Source organism: Chryseobacterium sp. TB1-D10 (genome assembly GCF_059803555.1).
Genome location: NZ_JAPFHB010000008.1, coordinates 49,754 through 75,646, shown reverse-complemented (window position 1 = coordinate 75,646; position 25,893 = coordinate 49,754). Strand labels below are relative to the sequence as shown.

Sequence of the window (25,893 nt, the reverse complement as noted above, 5' to 3'; positions counted from 1 at the left end):
TCCTTTTTTATTTTAATGTTCAAATAAAATTAATTCAGCGAAACATCTTCCGGCGCATTTGCCCAAAGCAGAAACTCACCACCCAGATTTTGCATAATATTTTTCCAAAGACCTTGATCATTTGGTAACGTGTAATCCAGATTATAAACATCTACAATGGTCCACATTTTCCTTTGTAATTCGCCTTCCAACTGCATACTAGCCCAGCCGGAATAGCCGGAGAAAACTTTGATGTCAGCAGTGCTTATTTCTCCATTAATAATCGCAGAAACCACAGAGTCAACGTCTTCTGTCAGGTAAAATTCATTGTTGACTTCAACGAACTCAGATGTGATTTTTTGACCTTTCAGAATAAAATAGATTCTCTCGTGTTCCACTGGCCCGCCTTCGTATAATTCCACCGGAAAACCGAGGATATTCAAAAGCTTGGAACTCATATTTTGGTTCTTTTTATTCAGGATAAGACCAAACGCTCCATTCTCGTTGTGATCTATGATCAGAACGACCGAACGGGAAAATATATCACCCGAAATATCCGGCGTTGATATTAAAATTTTACCTTTGTAAGAGTAATTCATCTATCAAATCTATAAAAAAAATATTTTTTTGAAAAGAAATTGAAGTGAAAATTAAGTTAAAATTATCTCGATTGAAATAATTTGACTCAGTCGGACCAATTTTGTTTGGGGCAGCTTTATCCGTCTTCCACTCCCAATCTTTTTGCCATAGCTTTTCCAGCCACAAAAAAGGATTTCCGTTCAAGCCGGGCTGCAGCTTCGCCAAGTTGAAGATTTGTCTTCAATTATAATTTTCTCATAATTTGAATTTTTATCTTTGATGAGTTGAAGTTTATGCTGAGCTTGTCGAAGTAACTTTGCGACCTTAAAACAGTTAGTATTTATAAAATCTTAGCGAACTTTGCGTTTAAATAATTCCCAGCACTCAAATCAAATGAACAACTCAGAAAACCTCCACGATAAAAGAAAAATCTACGAAAAATCCCAACTTATAGAAACTGAGATCAAACAAAACCCAATCGAACAATTCCGTGATTGGTTCCTGGATGCAGAAAACAATCCCGAAGTCTCAGAATCCAACGCAATGGCAATCTCAACCGTTGAAGATGACGGCTGTCCAAGAACAAGAATGGTTCTGCTCAAATCCTACAATTGGGAAGGTTTCATATTCTACACAAATTATGACAGCCGAAAAGGAAAATCCATCGAGAATACCCACAAAGCCTGCCTCAATTTTTTCTGGCCAAGTCTCGAAAGACAAATTATCATCAAAGCCAATGTGGAAAGAATTGCAGAAAATCTCAGCGACGGCTATTTCCATTCCCGCCCGAAAGGAAGCCAGTTAGGCGCAGCCGTTTCACCACAAAGTCAGGAAATTCTCAACCGTGATTTTCTTGAGAATAAATTAAAAAACCTCGAGAAAGAATTCGAAAACAAAGAAGTCCCGAGACCGCAAAATTGGGGCGGCTACATTGCAAAACCTTACGAAATAGAATTCTGGCAGGGCAGACCAAACCGCCTTCACGACAGGATTATTTATAAATTAACAGAAGATTTTGATTGGATAATTTCCAGATTAGCACCATAAAAAATTCCAGCATTTGCTGGAATTTTTCATATTATAAAGTTGGATCGAAAGATTCCGACCATTTATTTACCATTTCCAAAAATTTAGTATTTTCAAAGGTTTTGTTCCTGATTTTTGATACAGAATGAACACCTCTTTCATCAGAAATTCTTAAAATTTCCTCAGCTTTTTGAGATTCGAAAGCGATGATTTCCGCTTCTTCTATTTCAGCCAGTTTATTTTTATGAATGAAAGTAACGAAGTTTTCCATCAGTGGCGAAATGTACGCACCTTCCGTTTGTTTCGGGATTTTTATCACATTATCCTGCAAAAACAAAAGATTTCCGAAGATACTTCGTGCGATTTTTTTATTTGGATTGAGGAGAATCACATCGTCCAAATCATTCTCTTTCGCATAAATCTGAGCATAAATATTTTCCGGAGAATGAACTCGAATATTACTCAGAAGATTTGCATTCACATTGATTTCCTTAATCAAATCCAACTCCACATTGCCTTGTATTCTCAACACATCTTCCGTCTCATCCACTTCGAAAAAGAAAGCTGTTTCAGATTTTGCCAAAGGTTTGTCGTCCTGCTTTCTGTAAGCCATCAACTGGACGATTCCGTTCTGAACGCCTTTCGATAAAACTTCATTCTGAAAAAGTTCCTGGAAAAATTCCAACGTGTAAATCAAAGCAATATTCAATCTCATCTTTCGCATCGAAGCCATTAGGAAGAAGTAAGATTCCTCCGCCATCACGATTTGACCGTTTCTGATGAAAAATGAAACCCAAACCGAATCTCCAAAAAGAAAAGAGCGGTTCAGTAACTGTAAATTGTCTTGTGTGTAAACTATCTTCTGCATTGTAGAATATAAAAAAATAATGAACGATAAAATCGTTCATCCATTATTTTTAAGAAGCTCCTAATTTTAATTGTAGATTTTCTATCAGGTTTTCCCAATAGAGTCTGTTTTCCTCCTCATCGCCAGGCTCGCAAAAGTCCGTGATATTAAGAGAAAGATCATCCGTAATCTCATCTATGACAATAGAAAGTTCGAAGAAATATTTCGTTCCTTCGTCTTCTTCCCAACGGAAACGGACAAAACTTTCCGGCTTGTATCGGATCAGCGTCGCTTTTTCAGCAGGACCGCTTCCCCAGCTGAAGAAAAAATCGTCTCCACGCTCCACTACATCTTCCGCAAACCATTCTGATAATCCTTCTGCACTCGCCAAATACTCGTACAAAATCTCTGAGAGACAATGCATATTGTATTCGTACTGCACTTTCGTTTTCGCCATACTATAATTCTAATTGTGGCGCAATATATAAATTAATTTTTTATTTCCAAATCAAAATGTCTATGGAAATCCAAAATTTTTATAGAAATAATGTATGATTTTTATTAGCCGATTAGTTAGCCTTGATGAACAGTAATTTTTATTAAAATTTGGGCAGCTTTATCCGCCTTCCGTTCCCAATCTTTTTTGCTCAAATTTTCAATTAAGTTGAACTTATGTACAAGCAAAAAAGGATTTCCACTCAAGTCGGGCTGCAGATTCGTCATTAAATTAAGATTTGTTCCAAAAACACAATTTTGTCATTCCAAAGGAATTTTTAACTGTTGAGATTGACTTCGTCGAACCACTCCGTTAGGTTTCCGACAGAATGAAAAAAAAGTAGATAATTAATTTCAAGTATTCCACTTTATTGAAATATTCTAAGAATAGAATTAAAAAAAAATATTTTTATATTTGCAGCCTTGAAAAAACACATTTTATGAAACAGAAACTATTATTGCTAGTAGTTATTTTTGCTATAACTATCAAAGCGCAAATTACAGATGTTTTGACATCTGGTCTCTCTGAACCAGCAGGCTTGGCAATCTCCGGAAATTATCTTTATGTTGCAGAATCCGATAGGATTTCAAAAATTGACATTTCATTACCTGTACCGGTAAAATCTGATTTAGTTACTGGTCTATCAAATCCTGATGCTGTATTGATTCAGGGAAACACACTGTATATTTCTGAATATGGTGTCAGTTCGACCAGCGGTAAAATTTCCAAAATCGACATTACTTCTACCACACCAATTTTGACAACACTTGCCACTAATATACCAGGCGCCACCGGAATAGCTATTGGAGGTGATAATTTATACATTGCTGAATACAAATCAGGAAAAATCACGAAATTAAATTTGACAACCTTCGCAAAAACAGATTTTCTCACTAATCTGAATGGCCCTACTGGATTATTTGTGGATGGAAATATCCTATATTTCTCTCAATTTGATTCCAATAAGATTTCAAAAGCTGATATTACGCTAGCAGTTCCAACGGTCATCAATATACTTGAAGGACTAGATGAACCAGCGTTTTTGACAGTTGCAAATTCAAACTTATATTTGACAGACTACGGAAGTGGGAAGATCTTCGATGCTAATATGAATGCAGTAGCAAGCAATTTGGGTGGACCTTATGGCATTACAAATAAAGGAACTACCGTTTTTTTCTCGCAAAGAGATAGTAACAAAATTTCTAAGTTTGATTTGAATTTACTGAATACCAGCAATTTTATTAAAAGTAAGGATGTTTCTGTATATCCAAATCCCGCCTCAGATTTTATATCAATTAGCAATGCTGCGAAGAATAGCGAAATTTTAATCTATGATTTAACTGGGAAACTAATAAGCAAATCTGTTTTGAATGACGATGAGAAGATAAATATCCAACCTCTAAAAATCGGGACTTACATTATTAAAATTAATAATCAGTCTGTAAAATTTGTAAAAAAATAATTAAACGAACTTTCAAATGAAAAGCAAGGATTCTAAATTCTTGCTTTTTTAATTTTATTCCTATTTATACTTCATTCAAAGCTTCAAGAATAATTGCACAACCTTTTCGGATTTCCTCTTCCGAGATGGTCAACGGCGGAGAAATTCTCATATACTCATTTCGGTAAAGTTGCCAGAAGACAATCAATCCTTTTTCCATACATCTGGATGCGACTTTTAAAGTGTATTCCGGACTTCCAAGATTTACGGCCAACATCAAACCTATTCCGTTCACATTTTTAATTTTAGGATGTACAAGCAATTCCCGGAAAAGCTTTTCTTTTTTGTCAGTTTCATCCATCAACCCACTTTCCAAAATTTCTTTTAGAGTTGCCAGGGAAGCGGCTGCTATCAAAGGATTTCCTCCAAAAGTCGTAATATGTCCCAACTTCGGCGAATGCGAAAGGCTCATCATAATCTCCTTGGAACTCATAAAAGCGCCAACAGGAACGCCACCGCCCATTCCTTTTCCCATCACAAGAATGTCAGGAACAATCCCAAAATGTTCAAACGCAAACAGTTTTCCCGTACGTCCAAAACCCGGCTGAATCTCATCAAGAATCAACAAAGCCCCAACTTCCTCACATCGCTTTTTCAGATTGATGAAGTAATTAGCTTTTGGCATAATGAAACCTGCCGCTCCTTGGATGGTTTCCACAATCACACAAGCCGTTTTCTCCGTAATTTTATTAAAGTCATCCTCATTATTGAACTCAATGAAATTGACCATCGGCAACAGCGGACGGAATTCTCTTTTGTGAACTTCGTTTCCGGCAACAGAAAGTGCGCCGTGTGTGTTTCCGTGATACGCTTCTTTGAAGGCGATTATTTCTTCTCTTCCTGTATATCTTTTGGCAAGTTTCAGACTTCCGTCAATAGCTTCTGCTCCAGAGTTGACGAGATATGTCACTTCCAAAGGTTCAGGCGTTGATTCTGCCAAAAGTTTGCAAAGCGCAACTGGTTTTTCCTGCGCATATTCGCCGTAAACCATCACGTGCAGATATTTGTCTGCCTGTTCTTTGATGGCATTTACCACTTTTGGATGCGAATGTCCCAACGTATTTGCAGAAACGCCGGCTACAAAATCCAGATAAGCGATTCCGTTTTTTCCGTAGATGTAACTTCCTTCCGCTTTTTCCACTTCGAAACCTGCGGCATAGGGTGTTGTTTGGGCTTGGTATTTGAAAAAATCGGTCTTCATTTTTTGAGTAGATGTTAGAAATTAGATTTTAGAAGTTAGGTTTAAAATCAATTTTTAATAAGACACTGCTTCTAAACTTCTGCAAAGTTCGGGATTTTTGAAAATAGAAATAACTAAAAAGAATTCTTTAATTTAGTTTCAGCTCATTTTTTATATCATACCAACCGTTCCAACTACAATTTCCATTTATAAATTCCTGAGTTTTATTCTTGAATTTGATCTTATAGGATTCGGTAGTTGTACAATTTCTTTCTTGGGGAATTGAATATAGTTCTGATTCAAATCGAATTAATTTGTCTATATCAATTTGATTCAATTCTTTTATTTTTCCTTTGTTAATGAGAAAAAATGTATTGTTCTTGTTTTGGATAATCATTGAATCAGAAGTCGTATGGAAACAACCTTTCGATTCGAAATTGAAAATGATTTGATTGTCCTTTAATTTCTTAATAATTGAGTTTCCGATTTGTTTTGAAATATCAATATAATCAGGATGGATAATCAAAGTGTCGATTTCATTTCTGTTTTTAGCTTCGTAGATTTTTATTTGCGTTCGTCCAAATAAGTCATCATATTCGAATTGATAAACGCCTTTTTCCAGACTGTCAATTTTTAATGGATCTTCAAGAAATGGACTTTTATCTTTTGGTAAAAATGTTTTGAAAATCTTGTTGTCTTTTTTCACAACTAATTCATTTAGCTCTACAAAAATGTCACTTGATTTTTTCTGATTTTTAATCTCGATTACTAAAGTAGAATACTTCTTTGTACAACTAATTAATACAATTGAAAAAATCATACAACATATAATAATTTTAAATGCGTTCAATATTTTCATTGCGAATAATTAATTTCTGAACTAAATATTACTTCTTTATCCTTACCGGCGTCTTCGGCTTATTTTTCTCCTCCAGCTTTTTACGCTCGGCATCGGCTCGTTCGAAGAGAGAATTGTCGGATTGATAGACGATTTCGGGATAATTGGGTGTGTCTAGAAAAATGTCTCTCCATTTCTGCAGACGGTCTTTCGTATTCCAATTGAAATCTTTGAAAAACCGTTCGTCCTTTGAGATTTTGCTCATCGGATATGTGTCTGTATTTGCACCAATATTACAATCTACAATTTCCAGACGGCGCTCCAAAAATTCAGCAACAATCTCTCCACAAGTGGAAAGTGCAACGCCAATTCTTGTTACAACATGTGTCTTTTGATTTTCATCATCCGCATAGGTAATGGCCTGTGCATTGCCGACCGCTTTTGCAATATCAATCGCATTATCCTTCAGATAGACAATCATATTTTTGCTTTTGATCTGATTGAATTCGTCTTTCAAATTAAGAGAATCTGCCTTGCTGATGGCAAACGCATTTCCTATAACACGAATGGAATCTGTAATCTCTTTTTCCGGATTGCTGTACACGCGGATTTCATCGCCAGTCACCTGCTTTGCACCCATCCAAAGAATCGGCTTTCTCATCAGGTGCATCTCGCCATCGGTCTCATTGAAACTCAGAGAATCTGCGCGGCCTTGCATGTTCGTTTTGTAAATCCTCACTTTTCTAAAAGCCCGTAAAAAGCTTTTTTTCTTTAGAGAATTTGCTGAATCCGGTTTTTGATAAGTCAGGAATTTTTCAGCAGCCATATAGACTGAATCTTTGCCGAGAATCTTGACAACATAAGGTTTATCGGTAACCATTGCGGAATCTTTTTTCTCATAGATCTCGCCATAGCCACCTTTTATATATCGGTTTTGTTTGGGGTCATCCAAGGTCACATTGCCGGTGCCTTTTCCAAAACCTGTGTTTCTGTTGAAGTATAATTTGTCTCCGGTCAGAACTTTGTCATTGTAATGGATTCTCGAATTTTTATTAAGGAAAGATTCACCAGTTTTGGAATTGTGAGTTCCCTGTTCTGTATAGACGTAGTTTTTGTAATTTTCCTTACTTCTAATCGTTGTTGGACCAAAAAAGTCCGAAACGCCTGTGTTTTGATTGGTTTTTATATTATCACTGATGATTGTATATTTATCAGTTTCTATATTCGAACGGCCGATAAAATCGATCATTTTTGTATTAAGATAATATGTTGCAGCTTTTGTGTACATCACGCTTCCGTCGTTACTGTAAATGGTTCCTCCAGTATTGAAGTAAGCGGTATTTGGGATTTTATCGTAATAGAGTGTTTCTGTTTTAATGGTTTGTTTCGGATCGGTAAGGACTACATTTTTCCGGGCAATTCCACGTTGTGTGTTTCCGTCATATTCCATTTCTTCGGCAGTGATTTTGCTTCCGTCAGAAGTTGTGAGAACAACATGCCCGATGGCTTTCAGAAAATTTTCTTTCTGATAAAAAACGACTTCATCAGCAGTTAAAATTGATCCTTGATGTTCAAATATAACATTTCCGGAAAACACAGGATTGCCTTCATATTTATCAGCTTTCACACCGAAATTGTCGGAATGTTTATGCTGAACTTTTTTAGAAGCTTCGGTATTTGGATTGGAATTTTTGAAAAAAGGATCTTTTACCAAACCTTGATTTTGGGTTGGTACAACTTGTGAAAAGAGTCTTACAACAATTAAAAGTAAAATAAAAAGAAACGCTTTCTTCATTAATTTTCAGACTTCTTGTGTCCGTAGAAGTACAGAGAATGATTATCAATACTTACACCGAATGCTTTTTCTATAGATTCTTTGATGCCCTGGATTCTCGGATCACAGAATTCTATAATTTCTTCAATCACTTTGTCGGAATCTTCTTTATAAATCACCAAATGATCGTGCTGCTTATCGAAATATGATTTTTCGTAAGAAGATGTGCTCAGGGTTTTCTCTCCAAACTGATGCTTTCTAATGAGTCCTGCGTCCAAAAAAATCTCTATGGTGTTGTAGATCGTAGCTTTGCTTACGTGGTATTTTTTCTGCATCATTAGCAGGTAAAGATCGTCCACATTGAAGTGGTGTTCCATGTTGTAAATCTCCTCCAGGATGGTATATCGCTCCGGCGTATTGCGGAAACCCTTATCCATAAGATATTGTCTCAGAACGTCTTTTATAGTTGCGATATTCAACTCTTTTTGTTTCGTATCCATCTTACAAAAATAGCGATTTTTTTTCTGATTAATCGAAATGTTTGGTTTCGACTTTTTCTATCTTTTCTGTTTTGATTTTCTGATCAAGTAGTGGTGCAGACTCTACAACAACATTGTGGCTGGCAACACCGTAAGAAGTGAAATCATTACTTCCCAGTTTTTTCACAAAATGATAGATGTTAAGGATAATTTTGTCACGTATCGTCAACAAAAAGTCATTAATATAAACATTATCAATAATTACAAATTTGAGATCCGGCGGTATATTATGCGCTCTGAGTGATGGGTGCGAACTTCTGGACGGAATCGTGCCTTCTTCCATCAGTTCTGCCAGAACCTGCTGGAAGTAATCATTGATCCTTCTGTCTCTTTTGAATCCAAGAAGGAAACTGATTTTATAAATAGTTCCCGGTAGGATTTCTTCAACATTGTACTTGAAACTGTAAGGATCTTCCTGATTCACAATATTTAATATAAAATAATGATCCGCTCTTTTAGGTTGTGCGCGGATGATGGAGTAAATGATTTTGGATTCTACTTCATCATCTCTTTTCGCACGGCTGATGAATGCAAGATTGGTTGCAAATTTCGGAATCGTCTCATCCAGCTTCATATCCTTTATCGTAGAGATATATTTCTCCAGTTTCACAAATTTGATGAAAGTTGTTTTAATGATTCTGCCGTTGTACCAGGCGTACATACAGATTCCAATGAATCCTGCAAGGATAACAGACATCCAGCCACCATCAAAGAATTTGATAATATTAGCACTGAAAAATCCACCTTCGATAACAATGTAAACCAATGCAAAAAGTGCAATCCATATTTTATTGGTGCGTGTTTTCAGGAACCAGAATATCAAGAGAATGGTGGTCATCAGCATCGTGACGGTAATCGATAGTCCGTAAGCGGCTTCCATCTTGCCCGATTCCTTGAAATAAATTACAACGATAAAACAAAGTAATAATAATCCCCAGTTGATTTTCGGGATGTACATCTGTCCTTTGATCCCCGAAGGATATTCGATTTCCTGATTTGGCCAGAAATTGAGGGACATTGCTTCTGAAAACATGGTAAAAGCACCTGTAATAACTGCTTGACTGGCAATGATAGCTGCAGCTGTTGCAAGCACAACGCCAGGAATGATAAACCATTCCGGCATTATTCCGAAGAAAGGATTTTTCCCGCGGAAAACTTCATGATAATTACTTAATAACCATGCACCTTGTCCAAGATAATTGAGGATAAGCATTGATTTTACGAAAATCCAGCTGACCTGTATATTTTTCATCCCGCAGTGACCAAGATCGGAATACAAAGCCTCTGCTCCTGTAGTACAAAGGAAAACAGCACCAAGAATAACAATGGCACTCGGAGAATTATAAATTAGTTTCACAGCATAATAAGGATTGAAAGCCTTAAGGATTGTTGGATGTTCAACAAGATGAACCAAACCAAAACCGCCTAAAACCAAAAACCAAAGCACCATTACCGGTCCGAAAAACTTCCCGATAAAACTGGTTCCAAATTGCTGTACGATGAAGATAATTACCAAAATTGCCAAAGTAATGGGTACAACCGGTGGTTTGTGCACAACCAGTTCCAGACCTTCTATTGCGGACATTACCGTTAGCGATGGGGTAATGATACTATCTGCAACCAGAGCCGCACCTCCAATAATGGCTATGAGGTAAAGCCATTTTTTCTTGAACCTTTTGACAAGTGAATATAGAGAAAGGATACCTCCTTCTCCTTTGTTATCCGCTTTCAGAGCGATGATAACGTATTTGATGGTAGTCTGTAAAGTCAGTGTCCAGATGATACACGAAAGTGCACCTTCTATGTATTCTTCAGAGATGAGACCTCCGGATTTCCCAGCGTTGATGATGGCTTTCATCACGTACAATGGCGATGTTCCGATGTCTCCGAAAACAATTCCTAATGAAACTAAAATCCCAACGGCGGAAAGTTTTTTGAGGTCAAAATGACCACTGCTATCTTGCGACATAATTAAAGAATTATTGAAAAATAATTTTGCAAATTTAGATTATTTTATAGTCTTAGAAATTTTTTTGATGAAAATGTAATATTCAATGCGTTTTTATAAATAATATATTTGATTGTCAGTTGGTTGTGAGCGTATATTTTTCATTTATAAGTAAGAAATAAAACCCCAGAATTTCCGGGTTTTAACATAATCGAGGTTTTGGTCGTTCGCATACGCTTCTCTTTCGAAGCTGATGTTGCGGTAAGCAAGTTCCGGATTTTTGTATTTTAGATATTTGATATAATATTCTGATAGATACCAAATATAAAATGGAATAATCAACAATTCTAGCTGCTGGCGAAGATGGATTTTCTCGTGATTAATGAGAATCTCATTTTGTCTCAACTCTTTTTTCCTAAGCAAAATAAACGGGAACAAGGTAATCCCCGAAATTTTAGTATTTTTGAGTAATCTTTGGCAGATGATTATCATTTGAGAATTTAGAGTTTAGAAATTAGATAGTAATTCTAATATTTAAGGGATAAATTTGATTTGAAGACGAATCTGCAGCCCGACTTATCTCATCTTTTCTATTTTTTATTTCGAATCGATGAACCACTTCGTTAGGTTTGAGTGGAAATCCTTTTTTGTAGCTGGAAAAGCGTAGGCAAAAAGATTGGGAACGGAGGGCGGAAATAGCTGCCATAATAATTTTGATTAATAATCTATCAAAGATAAAAATTTTGGTACAGTTTTTTAACTTATGAAACTAAATGACATCAAAGAGAATGAAGACTTCTACTACAATGAGCAAGGTTATAAGGTTTTTACGGAAAAATTCCATCTGAAACGCGGCTATTGCTGCAAAAGTGGATGCCGACATTGCCCATATGGCTACGATAAAAAGACGGATACATTTAATAAAAAATCTAAATAATATTACAATGAAAAAATATTTCTTCATATTACTGGCAGCAGTTTCTTTGGGCGTGACTTCTTGCAGCCCTTTCAACGTGAAATCTGACTACGCAGCGACAGCAAATTTTGCCAACTACAAAACCTATTTGCTGAGAACAGACGATCTGAAACTGAATGACATCGACAAGGACAGAGTTTTGAATGAATTGTCAAAACAATTGCAGGCAAAAACTTTGACATCAGCTCAGAATCCTGATTTGATTATCAATGTGAAAGCGTCGCACAAGAAAGTCCAGGATGTTACGACTTCTTATGGTGGCGGTTTCGGCTGGGGAAGACCTTGGGGCTGGGGCGGCGGCTTCGGAATGGGAAATACCTGGACGAACAATTACAATAGCGGAACCATCGTAGTGGATATCGTGGATGCGAAAACCCAAAAATTGGTTTGGCAGGGAATCGGAAGTGGACTTTCTGTAGATTCGCCAAAGTCTAAACAAAGACAAATCCCTGAGATTGTAGCTGAGATAATGAAAAATTATCCGCCACAGAAAGGAAAATAAAATAGATACTAGATTTTAGAATCTAGAAGTTAGAAAAATTAAACCGCGTTGTTATTTTTGCAAGGCGGCTTTTTTATTCGGAAATTTTGATGACGAGTAATTCTTTTGCTTCTTTCAGAATTTCTGATTTCGTTTTTTCATTAAGTTCTAAAATGTCTAATAAATTCTGATTGCTGAATAATTCTTTAACTAAAACACATTTTTTTTCCAGCAATTTTTGTTTCTGTTTCCCATCCAAAGTGGTGAGGCAAGTGATTGGATATAAAGCATTTTGGTCAACCAAACTTTTGATGTTTTTATCTTTTGGATAATCCCACGACAACAATCTGAGTCCATAATATTCGCCAAACGCCACGGAATCTTTAGTAAAATAAGTATTCGTAATGAGCCAGCCATCGGTAAATTCGGTTTTAGTTTCGAACAAATTATATTGAATATCAGAAATATCTTTGATTCTTGATAAAACGTACATCGGCGTTGTGACGGAGATTTTCGTGTCTTCCGCATTTCGGAATTTGCATTCAACCCAATAGGTTTTCTCGTCTTTTTTGGCAATGACATCCGCTTCGTGCGTTACAGCGTGGCCTTTTATCAATTGTCCGGTTTCGGTTTTGTAACCAATATTTTGGAAAACTCTTGCAATCCATTGTTCGAAATAAAATCCTGCTGGACCCAATTCTAATAATGCTTTTTTCAAGCTGTAACGTGCTGCGACGGAATTTGAGATTTTCTTCAGTTCGTCGAAAGCTAATTTGTAAATTTCACGCGTTGTAACGCCTTCGATGCAATTTGGTAAAATATTGTTGATGACTTTTTTGATGCAATTTTCTTCTGCGCCGGAATTCCGAAGTGAGTTTTCCAGTTTAGAGATTTCAAATTCTACAATTTCGCCAGCGTTGTTTTTGATTTTCATAGTTGTGCTTTAAGTCTTTATTCTTTGCTTTTTTTTCTTGTGTCTTTGTGCTATTGCTCCACAAACCACATTTCAAATCTACTTCCTTGTTCCAAAGGTTTATAATTAAGATAACCTTTATGAGCTTCGATAATACTTTTGCTCAAAGTTAAACCAATTCCGGAACCACTGATTCTGGTTGTGAAAAATGGAAGGAAAATTTTATCCTTAATTTCATTCGAGATTCCGATTCCGTTGTCTTCAACACTTAATAAAATTCTTTTGTTGAATGTTTTTATTTCTGTTTTAATGATTTTTTCTGAATTGTCGGCCACTGCATAAATTGCATTTAAATAAAGATTAATCAGACATCTTTCAATCATTTTTTGGTCAGCGAAAATCACTTGGCTTTCTAATGAATTAATGATTTTAATCTGATTTTTTTCGAATTCTGGCTTGAGGAAATTCAGTGCAGATTCTACGATATTTGTCAGAGAAATAGTTTTGAAAACAGGTTTTGGAAGTTCAGCAACTTGTCTGTAATCATCCACGAAATTCAGTAATTGTTTGGATTTTGAATTGATAATCATCAGACTTTCCTTCATTTCCTCTTGGTCTTCTTTGTCGACAACTTCCTGATTGGCAATGTATTCAAGATTTTGAATCAAACTATTGACAGGCGTTAATGTATTCAGAAGTTCGTGCGAAATAACTTTCATCAAGTTATTCCAAGCCAATTTTTCTTTTTGCTCGATTATTTTCTGAACAGATTCCAGACTGATGATGCAGAAACGGTTTTTGACATTCTGCACTTTTTTGGTTCGAAGAGAAAACGATTGTTTTACATTTTCATTAATCGAAATATCAAAAAATTCCTGTGAGTTTTCGTAATTGGTTTGTTCGATGATTTTATAAAATTCAGATGCTTTAGATTCATACAATTCCCACGAATTATATTTTGGAATCTGAAGAATTTCCAGAAAAACAGGATTCACATAAAATACTTCCCACTGATTATTTTTCTCGGAAAGAATCATCAATCCGATTTCCAGTTGATTCAGAATTTCTTCGTACAAAAGTTTGTAAGATGACAGAGACAAATGTTCTTCTTTGCTTTGGTAATAGAGTTTTACAGCATTATCAACCAAGTTATTCTCTTCAGTTTTCGGAAACAATGAAAAGTCTTTTTTCTGAATCGCCAACAAAATCTTCTCGCTTTTCTGAATAAATGACAAAGCCGAAACCTGAGCCAAAACGATACAACCAATTGTTACCATCGTAAACAAACCGAAATTAATCCACTTATTCTGAGAATAAAAATCAAAGGCAAAAATCCCACTGACAATTGCCAACAGAATAAATAACAGCCAGATAAATTGTTGTTTGTTCATCTACAATTCAAATTTTTCCATTCTTCTATATAATGCCGCTCTCGATAATCCCAAATCTTCCGCCGCAAGAGAAATATTCCCACGGTGTTTTTTCAAAGCTTTTTTGATAAGGATTTCTTCCATTTCTTCGATATTGAGATTCATAATTGGCTTTTCTGATTCTTCGTCCTGAGGCATTAATAATTTCAGATTTTTCTCGTTGGAAAGAATTACGCTTCTCTCGATGCAATGGTCGAGTTCGCGGATATTTCCTGGCCAGGAATAAGTTGTCAGTTCATTAGTCAAAGATTCATTTAAAGCTAAATCTGATTTATGATATTTCTGTTTATATTTTTCGAGGAAATAATTTGCTAAAGTCGGAATATCTTCCAAACGTTCTCTCAAAGTCGGAATTTGTAATTCAACCGTATTAATTCTGTAATATAAATCTTTCCGGAAACGATTTTCTGAAACAGCTTTTTTGAGATTTTCATTCGTTGCAAAAATAAATCTCACATCCAAAGTTCGTTCTTTGTTTTCTCCGATTCTCGTTAATTTTCGGTTTTGAATCAAACTCAATAATTTGGTTTGAAGATGAAGCGGAAGATTACCTATTTCATCCAGGAAAACAGTTCCGTTCTGAGCATTTTCAATCTTCCCGGAATAATCCTGATTGGCATCGGTAAAAGCACCTTTTTTATAGCCAAATAATTCCGCTTCAAACAAATTCTCAGAAAGACTTCCCAAATCAATATGGACAAAAGGTTGGTTTTTTCTTTCCGATAATTCGTGAATGTGTTCTGCCAAAACATACTTTCCCGTTCCATTCTCTCCTAAAAGTAAAACGTTGGCGTCAGTCGGTGAAACTTTCGTGATTTGTTCCATCACTTCCTGCATCGCATACGAAGCAGTCTCTAATTGGTATTGATTGGTTTTTACGCTGACATTTTCCCACTGATTCAGTTTTTTATTTTTTCGCGAAATATCAACAGCGAGATTTACGGAAGCATATAATTTTTCATTATTCCAGGGTTTCAGAATAAAATCGGAAGCACCATTTTTCAAAGCTTCAACTGCTAATTCTACTTCGCCGTAAGCTGTCATCAGAATGATTGGAAGCTGAGGTTCCAACGTTTTGATTTCTTTCATCCAGTACAATCCGTCCTGTCCGCTTTCAAAGCCTTTTCGGAAATTCATATCCAGAAGGACGGTATCAACCTGTTGTTCAGTTAAAAACTTCAGAATATTTTTCGGCTGGCTGAGACAACTGACTTCGGTGAAAAATTTCTTGAGCCAGACTCTCGCCGAAAATAAAATATCCTCGTCGTCATCTACAATTAAAATATGAGCTTCTTTTTTTCGCATTTCCGAATTATAAGATTAAAGTAATTTCTTGCGTTCGAAACGTTCTTTTGCTTCGATAAGAGCAGAGTGTAATTTCCTTTCTAATTCCTTTTTAGAAGGCAATTCTGTCCAATATTCTGCTACCATAATTCCATCTTTGTGCATTTCCAAAAGCTCCACTTGCTCCTTACTGCTTTCGGCACAAAGTATAAGTCCAATTGGGGTTTCTTCGCCTTGCTGACGTTCATTTTTATTCAGCCATTTCAGATATAATTCCATTTGACCTTTGTGTTTTGCCTGGAATTTTCCTAATTTCAGTTCGATGGCAACCAATCTTTTAAGTGAACGATGATAAAATAATAGGTCAAGGTAAAAATCTTCGCCGTCGATAATCATTCTTTTTTGGCGTTCCACAAAAGCAAAACCTTTTCCTAATTCTAAAATAAATTTTTCTAATTCGTGGAGAATAGCAGTTTCAATATCTTTTTCAAGATAACCGTTTTGCAGTCCAAGGAAATCCAAAAGATATGGGTCTTTGAAAGTATTAATAGGAAAATTTTCGTTTTGATTAACTTGAATATTTGCAATCTCAGTTCTTTCGAAGGCTTTGTTGGCAATTTGTCTTCGGAGTTCTCTCACGCCAAGTGTCTCATTGATTGCTAATTGGGCGTAAAATTCTTTTGCTTCTTCAGATTTTAAAGGAATTAAGACTAAAAAATGAGACCAAGTCAATTGTCGTGACAGTGTAACGACAATTTGCATTTCGGAAAACAATTCTGCAAATTGCATCATTCTTCTCACGTTTTTTTCGGTAAAATTCCGACCATATAAAGTTTCCAATTGTGCGGACACTGTTGACACAACTTGTTTTCCATATTCTGCACGTTGGTTTTGAAGAATGTCATCATTGATGCGTTTGCCAACTTGCCAAAACAAAATAGTCAATGTACTATTGGCCTGCATCGCAACCTGATGGCGACTTTGCTCTATTAATTTAGATAAATCGGTAAATAGTTTTTCGCTGGGAAATCCTATTTGATTATCGTTGGAATCTTCATTTTTTGATTTTTTTATCATAATTTTTAATTTTCATCAATTGAAATGTCCGTTTTCGCACAAAAAGTGTCCGATAATGAACAGTTTTAAAATTAATAAATTGATGTTTAATCACATTTTCAGAGAGTTACAAAGTTATAAATCTCTGGCATCTGCATTGTGTAATAGTCTGTAGATAAATAAGTTATCGTAAATATGGATACGAAAATAGTAAAAAAGAAGTCTAAACTAAAATTAATATTAATCATCATTGCATCTGCGTTGGCGATTTCAGTTTTTGGATGGTATTTTCTCAATCAGAAAAAAACTTACAATGTGAAATTAGAAGATATTCAAACCGATGTTGTGACTAATGGGAAATTTGAAGATATGCTGATGGTGACAGCGCAAACTCAATCTCTTAATTCTTCTTTAGTTAATGTTTTAGAAGGCGGTGCGGTGAAAGAAATTTTCGCGGAAGACGGACAAATGTTGGCAAAAGGCCAACCAATCGCAAGGGTTTATAATCCAAATACGGAATTCAATTATCTGAATCAGGAAACCGGAATTATGCAACAGATTAGCCAGATGAGAAGTTCGCTTTTGGAATTGAAAAATCAGGAATTCAATCAGGATAAAGAATTGCTTCAGTCGCAAAATGATTATAATACGGCGTTGCAATCTTTCAATCTTCAGAAAAGATTGTACGATGCGGAAATCGGAAAAAAAACCGATTATGATATTGCATTACAAAATCTGAATTATCAGAAACAACGAAAAGTGATTGTGGAAAAAGGCGCTTCCAGCGAAAAGGCATCAAGGAATTCTCAGTTTTCTGCCATCAATAATTCTATCAGTCAGATGGAAAAAAGTTTGAATATTCTTCGTTCCAACAAAAATAATTTCCTGATAATGTCGCCTGTTTCCGGAAGATTGTCATCATTCAATATTTCATTAGGACAGAATTTAACGAGTGGAGAAAGCATTGGGAAAGTAGATTTAATGGGCGGTTACAAGCTGATTGCTAAGGTTGACGAGTATTACATTAATAAACTCCAAAACGGAATCAAAGGAAGTCTGGAAAGCAATGCGAAACAATTTGAAGTTATTATTACCAAAATTCTTCCGGAAGTGAAAGACGGGCAATTTTCTGTAGAACTTAATTTCGTTGATGTAAAACCGGAAAATCTAAAAATCGGAATGACGTTCGGGGTGAAACTGAAACTTTCTGCTGACACGCAAAGTGTGATGATTCCGAAAGGAAACTTCTACAAAGACACGAATGGAAAATGGATTTTTGTAATGAAAAATAACAAAGCTGAAAAACGAAATATCAGTCTTGGAAGAGAAAATCAAATGTATTACGAAGTGGTTTCCGGACTTAAGCAAGGCGAAACTGTGATTACATCAGATTATACTGAATTGAAGAAATATGAGATTTTAGATATTCAAAAATAATTAATTATGAAAAATATATTCTTAATATTAATATGTTCATTTTCAATAATGACATATTCTCAGAAACCGACAGAATTGGAATGGGCAATTTCCTTCAAAAAGAATCACGTCATTTTCGAATGTTCCAAAGGTTGCAATTATTCATATTTAAGTTTTGATGCTTACCGAAAAGTAGTTCTTAATGAAAATGCAATGGCGAACTTGGAAAAAAATCCAGGTGAACAAAATTCCAATTTTCTAGTTCAATATTCCAAAAGCGGAAATCAAATTAATCTCGAAGGAATCAAAGGCGTGGAATGGAAAAATATCACTTTGACCAGAGATTTAAAATCAAAATATTATATCAATCAAACAGGCGAAATCAGAAAAATAACACTTTAAAAAATTAATAAAATGATAAATATTCAAAACCTTTCAAAAGTCTATAAAACCGAAGATGTTCAAACCAATGCTTTAAACAATGTGAGCCTCAACATCAAAGAAGGCGAATTTGTAGCGATAATGGGACCTTCCGGTTGTGGAAAATCTACTTTTCTTAATATTCTCGGACTTCTGGACAGCGCATCTTCGGGTTCTTATCAATTTGAATCTGTAGAAACAATAGGAACTTCTGAGAAGAAAAAATCGGACATCAGAAAGAAAAACATAGGTTTTATTTTTCAGAATTTTAATTTGATTGATGAACTCACGGTTTATGAAAATGTTGAACTTCCATTAATCTACAACGGTGTTTCTTCCTCAGAAAGGAAAAAGAGAGTGGAAGAAATTATGGAGAAAATCAACATTTCTCATAGAGCAAAACATTACCCACAACAGCTTTCCGGAGGTCAGCAACAGAGAGCGGCCGTTGCAAGAGCTTTGGTCACAAAACCAAAATTAATTCTTGCCGATGAGCCAACCGGAAACCTAGACAGCTCCAATGGAAACGAGGTGATGAACCTTTTGGCGGAACTTCATAGAGAAGGTTCCACGATTGCAATGGTAACGCACTCTTCCTATGATGCAGGTTACGCCTCAAGAATCGTGAATATGAAAGACGGCGAAATCTTCAGCGAGGAACATTCTACTCAAAGAAAAGACGTCTTCGAAAAAGCGGATTCTAAAAACTTCGAATAATTGTTAAATAAAGGAAGCTGGCTGATGGAAGTTGGGTGTATTTACATTTCAGAATTCTTCCATCTTCCCGCATCCGACTTTCGAAATTATCATTTATCACTTATCAACTATCAATTATGATTAACAACTGGCTCAAAATTGCCTTCATCAATTATAAAAAGAACTGGCTTTCCACGATTATTAATCTGTTTGGATTAACGATTGGGTTGACCGGATTTATGCTCATTCTAATGCACTGGAATGACGAAGAATCCTTCGAAAAATGGAATCCGAAGAAGGACCAGATTTACGCTTTCCAAACCTACAACAAAAAAGAAAACTCTTATGGGAACAATATTTCTATTCCGATCGCGAAACGTGCAAAAGAGGTTATACCTGATATCAAGGATTACGTTTTGTTCAAAAGTTCAGGACTGGGTTTCAAAATAACCACGAAGTCTAAAACAGTCTTCCAAGAGGGCGGAATGAATGTGTCGGATAATTTTTTCGAATTTTTTCCTTTCAAACTGGTTGACGGGAGTTATAAAAATGCTTTGAAAGGTGGTGGCGATATTGCACTCTCGACAACTACCGCCAAAAATCTATTTGGTAAAACTAATGTTGCTGGCGAAAGTCTCAAGTTCAATAATAAAAATTTTGTTGTAACGGCAGTTTATGAGTTACCAAAAGAAAACAGCCAGATAAAGCCAGAGTTTCTTCTGAAGCCCGTAGAACCAATGAAAAACGATGAAGACCAATGGGGAAACTTCAATTATGGTTGTTTTTTTATGCTTGGGAAAGAGGCAGATCCTCTGGTTGTTCAACAAAAAATTGTAAAGGATGTTTTTGAATATAGAGCTAAACTAAATGCTGGAGGAGCAGGCATCACACCGCAAAAATATTTAGAGCTATATGGACCCAATGATTGCTTGCTAACGCCGTTGGATAAAATAAAACTGCACGCCAAAGCTTCGTGGTTTGGTGTAGGAGATTTCAAAACGATGATGATTCTGTTCACACTTTCTGTATTGATTGTTATTTTATCAGCGATTAATTTTATCAATCTGAAGACGGCGCAAGCTTCTCAGCGTGCCAAAGAAATTGGTGTCAGAAAAGCTATTGGTAGTACAAAGTCTAATCTTGTGCTGCAGTTCTTGATGGAAACTTTCATAATTTGTTTCGCCTCATATCTCTTTTCTCTTGCTTTAACAGAACTGCTTTTGCCAAGCTTCAATAAGTTCTATGACAAGGAAATGGTAATGAACGATTGGCATATTTACTTTTACTCATTTGCAATGGTTTTGATGGTAACGTTGATCTCCGGATTGATTCCAGCCACTTATCTTTCCAACTTCAAAGCGATAGAAACGCTGAAAGGAAACTTCGCCAGAAGCAAACACGGCATTTGGCTACGAAATGGGATTCTGACTTTGCAATTGATTATCTCTTCTTTCTTCATCATCGGGAGCATAATTGTAAACCAGCAGGTCAGATATATGATGAATAAAGATCTTGGCTACAGCGGAAAACAGATTTTGATGGTAAACTTCAGCGAAGACAATCCCAAACCATGGATGAAATATGAACGGCTTAAGAATGAAATGAGAAAGATACAGGGTATAAGTGATATTTCTTATGGAGAAGCTGTTCCCGGAAATGGCAGATCAAGTGATTCCAATATGGATTATATGGATAAAAGCATACAAGCCCAGCACGGATCTATGGATTATAATTATCTGAAATTTATTAATGTAAAATTAAAAAAAGGACGTTGGCTGGATCCAAAACTTGCATCTGATACGATAAGTAATGTTTTGGTTAATGAAGCTTTTGTGAAAAAATTTGGTTGGAGTGATGAGGAAGCCTTGAAGAACATATTCCATCCCGGGTTTGATTATCAGAAGGATTATCACATTGTGGGAATTGTAAAAGATTTTAATATCAGAAATCTAAAAACCACCATAGAACCCATCGTATTTTTCCACTACAGAGAAACCGATTGGAAACGATTTGATGTCTACAATATCCAATTGAAAATCGACCAGAATGACATCGACGGAACGGTGAAAAGAATAAAAGCTTACTGGCAGAAAAATGTAGAGCCCGGCTATCCTTTCGATTCTTATTTTATTGATAAAAAATTCGCCGAGAGTTTTGTGAAGTATCAAAAACAACAGACGCTTTTCACAATCCTGAACGCAATGGTTCTGATGGTTGCATTATTAGGATTATTTGCCTTGTCATCATTAATGATCGAGCAGAAACTGAAAGACGTTGCCATCCGGAAAACACTTGGCGCATCGGACGGAACTTTGATTCTTGGATTGACGAAACAGTTCCTCTGGATCACTTTGATTTCCGTTTTGATAAGTATTCCAATAAGCTATTATCTGATGAACGAATGGCTGAAAGACTTCGCTTACAGAATTGATATGCCGGTTTTACCTTTCGTTTTGAGTCTTGTCGTTTTGCTTCTTTTGACCTTCTCTGTGGTGAGTATCAAAGCTTATCAAGCGACAAAAGTAAACCTTGTGAAATATCTGAAATACGAATAATGATGGATGTTTGATGATGGAAGCTGGAAGTTTTTCCGCACAGTAATTAACATCCATCTTCCCTCATCCATCTTCCAACCAAAAACCAAAAACTATGCTGAAAAACTGGCTCAAAATAGCATTCATCAATTACAGAAAAAACTGGCTTTCCACGATCATCAATATCTTGGGACTGAGTGTTGGTTTGTGTGTTTTTCTATTGATATTTATCCAGTGGCAGGACGAGAAATCTTATGAAGAATGGATTCCGAATAAGGAAAACATCTATCTCGTTGAGAATAGCAATCCTTCATTTGGAATAATGTCGGTTTCCAGTTATCCGGAAATTTTCACTTCGAAAGAATTGTTTTCTGAGATTGAGGCGGCTACAATATTCAACGATTGGGGGAAAAAGAAACTTACATTCGGAAGTAATTCAGCTTATGTTTCGGCCGGTGCAACTGTAGATTCATTTTTTGATTTTTTTCCTTTTGAAAAAGTGGCAGGAAATTTTAAAAATGCGTTATCAGATGACAGCAAAGTGGCTTTGTCAGATGAAACGGCCAAATTACTTTTTGGCGATGAATATCTGAACGCCATAGGAAAATCTGTTAAAAATGAAATTGATAATAAAAATTATGTTGTAACAGCTATTTATAAAAATCCAAAAGAAAATACAGTATTCAAACCGGATTTCCTCTTTATGAATCCCTATTTGGATGGCAGCAAAACCCAGTGGACGAGCTATAGCTATTTTGGTTTTTTCAAATTGAAACCGGGCTCTGATATTAAAGCATTGGAAGACAAAATTTCAAAAAAAATGCAGAAAGAGGATGAGATCTCTGCTAAAAAATGGGGCTACGAAATTGATAAAAAAAATCCCCTGAAAGTTTACCTGACATCGATTGCTAACATAAAATTGGATGCTAAAAGTAATGATGGAATCAACAAAGGCGATAAAAAATCGATTATGATTCTCTTGGGATTATCTGCATTGATTCTGCTTTTGTCAGGGATTAATTTGATTAATCTTAAAACGGCGCAAGCTTCTCAACGTGCAAAAGAAGTAGGTGTAAGAAAGGCAATCGGAAGTTCGAAATCAAAATTGATTTTTCAGTTTTTGTTGGAAACTTTTATGATTTGTTGTACGGCTTATGTTATAGCTTTTGCGTTGGTCGAGCTTTTTCTTCCTTCGTATAACAAATTTCTGAACAAAGAAATCAAACTGAATGATCCTGACTTATTCATCTACACAGGGTTATTATTGATCATTTTTTCATTGATCTCAGGATTGATTCCCGCACTTTATCTTTCGAACTTCAAACCGATCAATACGCTGAAAGGTAATTTCGCCAGAAGCAGACAAGGCGTCTGGCTGCGGAATTCAATTTTGACTTTGCAGCTGATCATTTCGTCATTCTTCATCATTTGTTCTATAGTTATTCATACTCAGGTCAAATATATGATGAATAAAGATTTGGGATTCAAAGGCGATCAAGTGATTCAAATCGATTTCAAGAAAACCAATTGGGAAAATAATTACAACTTCAAAAAGTATAGGCTTCTGAAAAGTGAAGTTTCCAAAATATCCGGTGTTGCCGATATTACAGGTTCGATACAATCTATTGGAAGAGGAATATCTAATATTTCGGTAGCCAAAAATGCTATTGATACAACCAAAATGGTGGAAAGCACAAGTCTTGGCGCAATTGATGAAAATTATCTGCGTTTTTACAAGATCAAATTTTTATCGGGAAGAGACCTGAATTGGAAAATAACTTCTGACACAATTAATGGAGCTGTCGTAAACGAAACTTTTGCAGGCAAGCTAGGTTATAATTACAAAAATGCAATCGGAAAAGAAATCCTAACGGGCTGGGATGGTAAGAAAAAATATAAGATTCTGGGTGTCGTAAAGGACTTCTATTATGGCGGCGTTGACAAACCGATTGCACCTGTAGTTTTCTTCAATTATGACAGAAATTGGGTCAAAAATAATATGCAGAATCTCCAGATCAAACTTTCGGGAAATGATATCGACGGAACATTGGAAAGAATCAAGGAATTCTGGCTTACCAAAGCAGAACCAGGCTATCCTTTCGATTATGAGTTTGTAGATAAACAATTTGCAAAAACCTTTGAAAAATTTCAGAAACAGCAGACGCTTTTTACAACCTTGAATATTGTGGTTCTGGTAATTGCATTATTAGGATTGTTCGCCTTGTCATCATTATTAATAGAACAAAAACTAAAAGATGTTGCTATCAAAAAAACTTTGGGTGCAGACGAAAGAACCATCATCTGGGACTTGACCAAAAGATTTCTCATCATCTGCTTTCTCGCAGTTATATTAAGCATTCCATTGAGTTATTATGCGATGAACGAATGGCTTAAGGATTTTTCATACCGTATAGAAATGCCCGTCTGGCCATATATTCTGAGTATGATTTTATTATTGATTTTAACATTCACGGTAGTAAGTTTCAAAGCTTATCGTGCTTCAAAGATCAACCTTGTAAAATACCTGAAATACGAATAAAGCCGGAGGTTGGATGAAGGAAGCTGGAAGTTTTAACATTATAATTGAAACATCCATCTTCCGTCATCTATCTTTCAACCAAAATTTCCACAATGAAAAAACTATTCTTCATATTATTAATAAACCTTTTCCCCGCTCAGCAGAGTTGGACTTTGAAACAATGTCTGGATTACGCCTCTGCCAATCATCCTCTGGTAAAGCAGTCAGCGGTTAATATCCAAAAAAACGACCGTCAGATTTCTGCCGCAAAGGGAATGTTGCTGCCATCGGTGGATGCAGGAATCAATCACAATTACAACTTTGGAAACGGAATCAATCCGCAGAATAATCAAAGGGAAAGCATAAACACACAGAATGATAATGTCTATGCGCAAGCCAATTGGGAACTGATGAACTGGCAAAATTACCTCAATATTTCTTTGTCAAAAATCAACAGAGAAACCTCCACTTTCAGAATGAAACAGGCACAGAATGAAGTTAAAATAATTGTCATTCAGACCTTTTTTACCTATCAGAACAGCAAAAGCTGGCTGGATGTTTTGGAAACGCAGATCTCCGGGATAGAAGACCAGATCAAGCGCACAGAAAAAGAAGTGGAAATCGGAAACCGACCAAAAAGTGATGTTTATGATATCAAGGCCAACCTTGGAACCTTGCAGGAACAGTGGGTTTCCGCCAAAAATTCCAGAGATCTTTCAAAAATAAATTTACTCAATGCTCTGGCGATAACAAGAGATTCCTTGAATTTCAAAATGGAAGATGATGCGCTTGCAAGTTCGAATTTCAACGACGCAAATTTTGTGAATAATCTTTTGGAGAAGAATCCGGCTTATCAGTCGGTTCAGACGGAGATAAAAGCACAGCAAAAAAATGTAGCCATAGCAAAATCGGCTTATCTCCCAACTTTAAATGGCGCTTACAACTGGTCCACTTTTTACAACAAAACGTTAGGTGAACCAGCCGATGCATTTTCAGATCAATTGAAAAGAAACAAAAACCAGCAGGTTGGATTTGGGCTTAATATTCCTGTTTTCAACAAGTTGCAAGTTAAAAATAATGTTGAGATTGCCAAACTCAATGTCATCAATTCAAATTATGACAAGGAAATCGTTATTAATAATCTGACTCAAAGTATCAATTCCATAAAAGCACAATTCCAGAATTCTGAAGAAAAATACACTTTGCTTCAGGCCAATTTCGAAAATCAAAAGCTCTCTTTCCAAAAATCCGAAGAAAAGTACAAAGAAGGATTGATGGATGCGTACACATTTTTCGTTGTGCGAAATAACTGGTTACAAGCAAATTATAATCTCATCAACAGCAAAAACGAAGTCATCCAACAAACCGAACTGCTGAAAGTCTTTGAAGCTGGATTTTAAAAATATTAGCAACTCAATCTTGAAGCGTCTTTGCGAATCTAAAAACAGTTAGTAGTCAAAAA

Annotated in this window: 23 protein-coding genes; 10 read left to right on the top strand and 13 right to left on the bottom strand. The window is 35.9% G+C overall.

Features of this window, described 5'->3' with window-relative positions; translation table 11 throughout:
• Positions 1 to 29: 29 nt before the first annotated feature.
• A complete protein-coding gene (locus OPU68_RS12070) occupies positions 30 to 578 on the bottom strand; it encodes a YqgE/AlgH family protein (protein WP_498474240.1) in 549 nt (182 codons plus the stop codon).
• 373 nt (positions 579 to 951) lie between these two features.
• Between OPU68_RS12070 and pdxH the strand changes: the two genes are divergently transcribed.
• The gene (pdxH, locus tag OPU68_RS12065) at positions 952 to 1,605 is read left to right on the top strand and encodes a pyridoxamine 5'-phosphate oxidase (RefSeq protein ID WP_498474239.1); all 654 of its coding nucleotides are present in this window, start codon (positions 952 to 954) and stop codon (positions 1,603 to 1,605) included.
• A gap of 31 nt (positions 1,606 to 1,636) precedes the next feature.
• Here pdxH and OPU68_RS12060 read toward each other — a convergent pair whose 3' ends face one another.
• Both OPU68_RS12060 and OPU68_RS12055 read right to left on the bottom strand, forming a co-directional pair.
• Complete coding sequence (locus OPU68_RS12060; RefSeq protein ID WP_498474238.1) at positions 1,637 to 2,452, bottom strand: aminotransferase class IV; 816 nt, start codon at positions 2,450 to 2,452, stop codon at positions 1,637 to 1,639.
• 49 nt (positions 2,453 to 2,501) lie between these two features.
• Positions 2,502 to 2,888: an START-like domain-containing protein gene (locus OPU68_RS12055; protein ID WP_498474237.1), complete on the bottom strand. Its 387-nt coding sequence runs from the start codon at positions 2,886 to 2,888 to the stop codon at positions 2,502 to 2,504.
• A gap of 478 nt (positions 2,889 to 3,366) precedes the next feature.
• Here OPU68_RS12055 and OPU68_RS12050 point away from each other — a divergent pair, with 478 nt between their 5' ends.
• On the top strand, positions 3,367 to 4,389 hold the full coding sequence (locus OPU68_RS12050; protein WP_498474236.1) for a T9SS type A sorting domain-containing protein: 1,023 nt from the start codon (positions 3,367 to 3,369) through the stop codon (positions 4,387 to 4,389).
• A 64-nt stretch (positions 4,390 to 4,453) separates the two neighbouring features.
• On the opposite strand, the gene OPU68_RS12045 is transcribed toward OPU68_RS12050, so the two are convergent.
• The 6 genes from OPU68_RS12045 to OPU68_RS12020 form a co-directional block, all read right to left on the bottom strand.
• The gene (locus OPU68_RS12045) at positions 4,454 to 5,629 is read right to left on the bottom strand and encodes an aspartate aminotransferase family protein (protein ID WP_498474235.1); all 1,176 of its coding nucleotides are present in this window, start codon (positions 5,627 to 5,629) and stop codon (positions 4,454 to 4,456) included.
• Between the two features lie 127 nt (positions 5,630 to 5,756).
• Positions 5,757 to 6,428 (bottom strand): hypothetical protein, encoded by a 672-nt coding sequence (locus OPU68_RS12040; protein WP_498474234.1) that lies wholly within the window; start codon positions 6,426 to 6,428, stop codon positions 5,757 to 5,759.
• A 67-nt stretch (positions 6,429 to 6,495) separates the two neighbouring features.
• Entirely contained in the window at positions 6,496 to 8,241 is a 1,746-nt protein-coding gene (locus tag OPU68_RS12035) for an OstA-like protein (protein ID WP_498474233.1), read from the bottom strand.
• Positions 8,241 to 8,720 (bottom strand): Fur family transcriptional regulator, encoded by a 480-nt coding sequence (locus OPU68_RS12030; protein ID WP_498474232.1) that lies wholly within the window; start codon positions 8,718 to 8,720, stop codon positions 8,241 to 8,243. Before OPU68_RS12030 ends, OPU68_RS12035 begins: the two co-directional genes overlap by 1 nt.
• Positions 8,721 to 8,748: 28 nt before the next feature.
• On the bottom strand, positions 8,749 to 10,728 hold the full coding sequence (locus OPU68_RS12025; protein ID WP_498474231.1) for a KUP/HAK/KT family potassium transporter: 1,980 nt from the start codon (positions 10,726 to 10,728) through the stop codon (positions 8,749 to 8,751).
• 144 nt (positions 10,729 to 10,872) lie between these two features.
• Positions 10,873 to 11,199 carry a hypothetical protein gene (locus tag OPU68_RS12020; RefSeq protein ID WP_498474230.1) on the bottom strand — a complete coding sequence of 109 codons (327 nt, stop codon included), beginning with the start codon at positions 11,197 to 11,199 and terminating at the stop codon, positions 10,873 to 10,875.
• A 271-nt stretch (positions 11,200 to 11,470) separates the two neighbouring features.
• On the opposite strand from OPU68_RS12020, the gene OPU68_RS12015 reads away from it, so the two are divergent.
• Entirely contained in the window at positions 11,471 to 11,644 is a 174-nt protein-coding gene (locus OPU68_RS12015) for a C1orf53 family protein (RefSeq protein WP_498474229.1), read from the top strand.
• 7 nt (positions 11,645 to 11,651) lie between these two features.
• On the top strand, positions 11,652 to 12,185 hold the full coding sequence (locus tag OPU68_RS12010; protein WP_034976702.1) for a DUF4136 domain-containing protein: 534 nt from the start codon (positions 11,652 to 11,654) through the stop codon (positions 12,183 to 12,185).
• A 73-nt stretch (positions 12,186 to 12,258) separates the two neighbouring features.
• Here the strand turns inward: OPU68_RS12010 and OPU68_RS12005 are convergent, their stop codons facing one another.
• The 4 genes from OPU68_RS12005 to OPU68_RS11990 are packed head-to-tail and all read right to left on the bottom strand — an operon-like array spanning position 12,259 to position 16,868.
• Positions 12,259 to 13,098 carry a restriction endonuclease gene (locus OPU68_RS12005; protein ID WP_498474228.1) on the bottom strand — a complete coding sequence of 280 codons (840 nt, stop codon included), beginning with the start codon at positions 13,096 to 13,098 and terminating at the stop codon, positions 12,259 to 12,261.
• A gap of 50 nt (positions 13,099 to 13,148) precedes the next feature.
• On the bottom strand, positions 13,149 to 14,468 hold the full coding sequence (locus OPU68_RS12000) for a sensor histidine kinase (protein ID WP_498474227.1): 1,320 nt from the start codon (positions 14,466 to 14,468) through the stop codon (positions 13,149 to 13,151).
• Positions 14,469 to 15,812 (bottom strand): sigma-54-dependent transcriptional regulator, encoded by a 1,344-nt coding sequence (locus OPU68_RS11995; protein WP_498474226.1) that lies wholly within the window; start codon positions 15,810 to 15,812, stop codon positions 14,469 to 14,471.
• Positions 15,813 to 15,827: 15 nt separating this feature from the next.
• Entirely contained in the window at positions 15,828 to 16,868 is a 1,041-nt protein-coding gene (locus tag OPU68_RS11990) for a PDDEXK nuclease domain-containing protein (RefSeq protein WP_498474225.1), read from the bottom strand.
• 174 nt (positions 16,869 to 17,042) lie between these two features.
• Here OPU68_RS11990 and OPU68_RS11985 point away from each other — a divergent pair, with 174 nt between their 5' ends.
• The 6 genes from OPU68_RS11985 to OPU68_RS11960 all read left to right on the top strand — a co-directional run bounded on the left by OPU68_RS11985 (position 17,043) and on the right by OPU68_RS11960 (position 25,831).
• Positions 17,043 to 18,284, top strand: a complete 1,242-nt coding sequence (locus OPU68_RS11985) for an efflux RND transporter periplasmic adaptor subunit (protein WP_498474224.1) — start codon at positions 17,043 to 17,045, stop codon at positions 18,282 to 18,284.
• A 6-nt stretch (positions 18,285 to 18,290) separates the two neighbouring features.
• A complete protein-coding gene (locus OPU68_RS11980) occupies positions 18,291 to 18,665 on the top strand; it encodes a hypothetical protein (RefSeq protein WP_498474223.1) in 375 nt (124 codons plus the stop codon).
• A 12-nt stretch (positions 18,666 to 18,677) separates the two neighbouring features.
• Complete coding sequence (locus tag OPU68_RS11975; protein ID WP_498474222.1) at positions 18,678 to 19,400, top strand: ABC transporter ATP-binding protein; 723 nt, start codon at positions 18,678 to 18,680, stop codon at positions 19,398 to 19,400.
• 116 nt (positions 19,401 to 19,516) lie between these two features.
• Positions 19,517 to 21,934 (top strand): ABC transporter permease, encoded by a 2,418-nt coding sequence (locus OPU68_RS11970; protein WP_498474221.1) that lies wholly within the window; start codon positions 19,517 to 19,519, stop codon positions 21,932 to 21,934.
• Between the two features lie 94 nt (positions 21,935 to 22,028).
• A complete protein-coding gene (locus OPU68_RS11965; RefSeq protein ID WP_498474220.1) occupies positions 22,029 to 24,452 on the top strand; it encodes an ABC transporter permease in 2,424 nt (807 codons plus the stop codon).
• Between the two features lie 92 nt (positions 24,453 to 24,544).
• Positions 24,545 to 25,831, top strand: coding sequence for a TolC family protein (locus OPU68_RS11960; RefSeq protein WP_498474219.1), 1,287 nt, complete (start codon positions 24,545 to 24,547; stop codon positions 25,829 to 25,831).
• Positions 25,832 to 25,893 lie beyond the last annotated feature (62 nt).

Excerpts from the sequence above, each read along its gene's own strand:
- OPU68_RS12005 (WP_498474228.1), bottom strand. The coding sequence starts at position 13,098 with ATGAAAATCAAAAACAACGCTGGCGAAATTGTAGAATTTGAAATCTCT.
- OPU68_RS12020 (WP_498474230.1), bottom strand. The coding sequence starts at position 11,199 with ATGATAATCATCTGCCAAAGATTACTCAAAAATACTAAAATTTCGGGG.
- OPU68_RS12055 (WP_498474237.1), bottom strand. The coding sequence starts at position 2,888 with ATGGCGAAAACGAAAGTGCAGTACGAATACAATATGCATTGTCTCTCA.
- OPU68_RS12015 (WP_498474229.1), top strand. The coding sequence starts at position 11,471 with ATGAAACTAAATGACATCAAAGAGAATGAAGACTTCTACTACAATGAG.
- OPU68_RS12035 (WP_498474233.1), bottom strand. The coding sequence starts at position 8,241 with ATGAAGAAAGCGTTTCTTTTTATTTTACTTTTAATTGTTGTAAGACTC.
- OPU68_RS11975 (WP_498474222.1), top strand. The coding sequence starts at position 18,678 with ATGATAAATATTCAAAACCTTTCAAAAGTCTATAAAACCGAAGATGTT.
- OPU68_RS11965 (WP_498474220.1), top strand. The coding sequence starts at position 22,029 with ATGCTGAAAAACTGGCTCAAAATAGCATTCATCAATTACAGAAAAAAC.
- OPU68_RS11995 (WP_498474226.1), bottom strand. The coding sequence starts at position 15,812 with ATGCGAAAAAAAGAAGCTCATATTTTAATTGTAGATGACGACGAGGAT.
- OPU68_RS12025 (WP_498474231.1), bottom strand. The coding sequence starts at position 10,728 with ATGTCGCAAGATAGCAGTGGTCATTTTGACCTCAAAAAACTTTCCGCC.
- OPU68_RS12030 (WP_498474232.1), bottom strand. The coding sequence starts at position 8,720 with ATGGATACGAAACAAAAAGAGTTGAATATCGCAACTATAAAAGACGTT.
- OPU68_RS12000 (WP_498474227.1), bottom strand. The coding sequence starts at position 14,468 with ATGAACAAACAACAATTTATCTGGCTGTTATTTATTCTGTTGGCAATT.
- OPU68_RS11990 (WP_498474225.1), bottom strand. The coding sequence starts at position 16,868 with ATGATAAAAAAATCAAAAAATGAAGATTCCAACGATAATCAAATAGGA.
- OPU68_RS11980 (WP_498474223.1), top strand. The coding sequence starts at position 18,291 with ATGAAAAATATATTCTTAATATTAATATGTTCATTTTCAATAATGACA.
- OPU68_RS11985 (WP_498474224.1), top strand. The coding sequence starts at position 17,043 with ATGGATACGAAAATAGTAAAAAAGAAGTCTAAACTAAAATTAATATTA.
- OPU68_RS11960 (WP_498474219.1), top strand. The coding sequence starts at position 24,545 with ATGAAAAAACTATTCTTCATATTATTAATAAACCTTTTCCCCGCTCAG.
- OPU68_RS12010 (WP_034976702.1), top strand. The coding sequence starts at position 11,652 with ATGAAAAAATATTTCTTCATATTACTGGCAGCAGTTTCTTTGGGCGTG.
- OPU68_RS12050 (WP_498474236.1), top strand. The coding sequence starts at position 3,367 with ATGAAACAGAAACTATTATTGCTAGTAGTTATTTTTGCTATAACTATC.
- pdxH (WP_498474239.1), top strand. The coding sequence starts at position 952 with ATGAACAACTCAGAAAACCTCCACGATAAAAGAAAAATCTACGAAAAA.
- OPU68_RS12070 (WP_498474240.1), bottom strand. The coding sequence starts at position 578 with ATGAATTACTCTTACAAAGGTAAAATTTTAATATCAACGCCGGATATT.
- OPU68_RS12040 (WP_498474234.1), bottom strand. The coding sequence starts at position 6,428 with ATGATTTTTTCAATTGTATTAATTAGTTGTACAAAGAAGTATTCTACT.
- OPU68_RS12045 (WP_498474235.1), bottom strand. The coding sequence starts at position 5,629 with ATGAAGACCGATTTTTTCAAATACCAAGCCCAAACAACACCCTATGCC.
- OPU68_RS12060 (WP_498474238.1), bottom strand. The coding sequence starts at position 2,452 with ATGCAGAAGATAGTTTACACACAAGACAATTTACAGTTACTGAACCGC.
- OPU68_RS11970 (WP_498474221.1), top strand. The coding sequence starts at position 19,517 with ATGATTAACAACTGGCTCAAAATTGCCTTCATCAATTATAAAAAGAAC.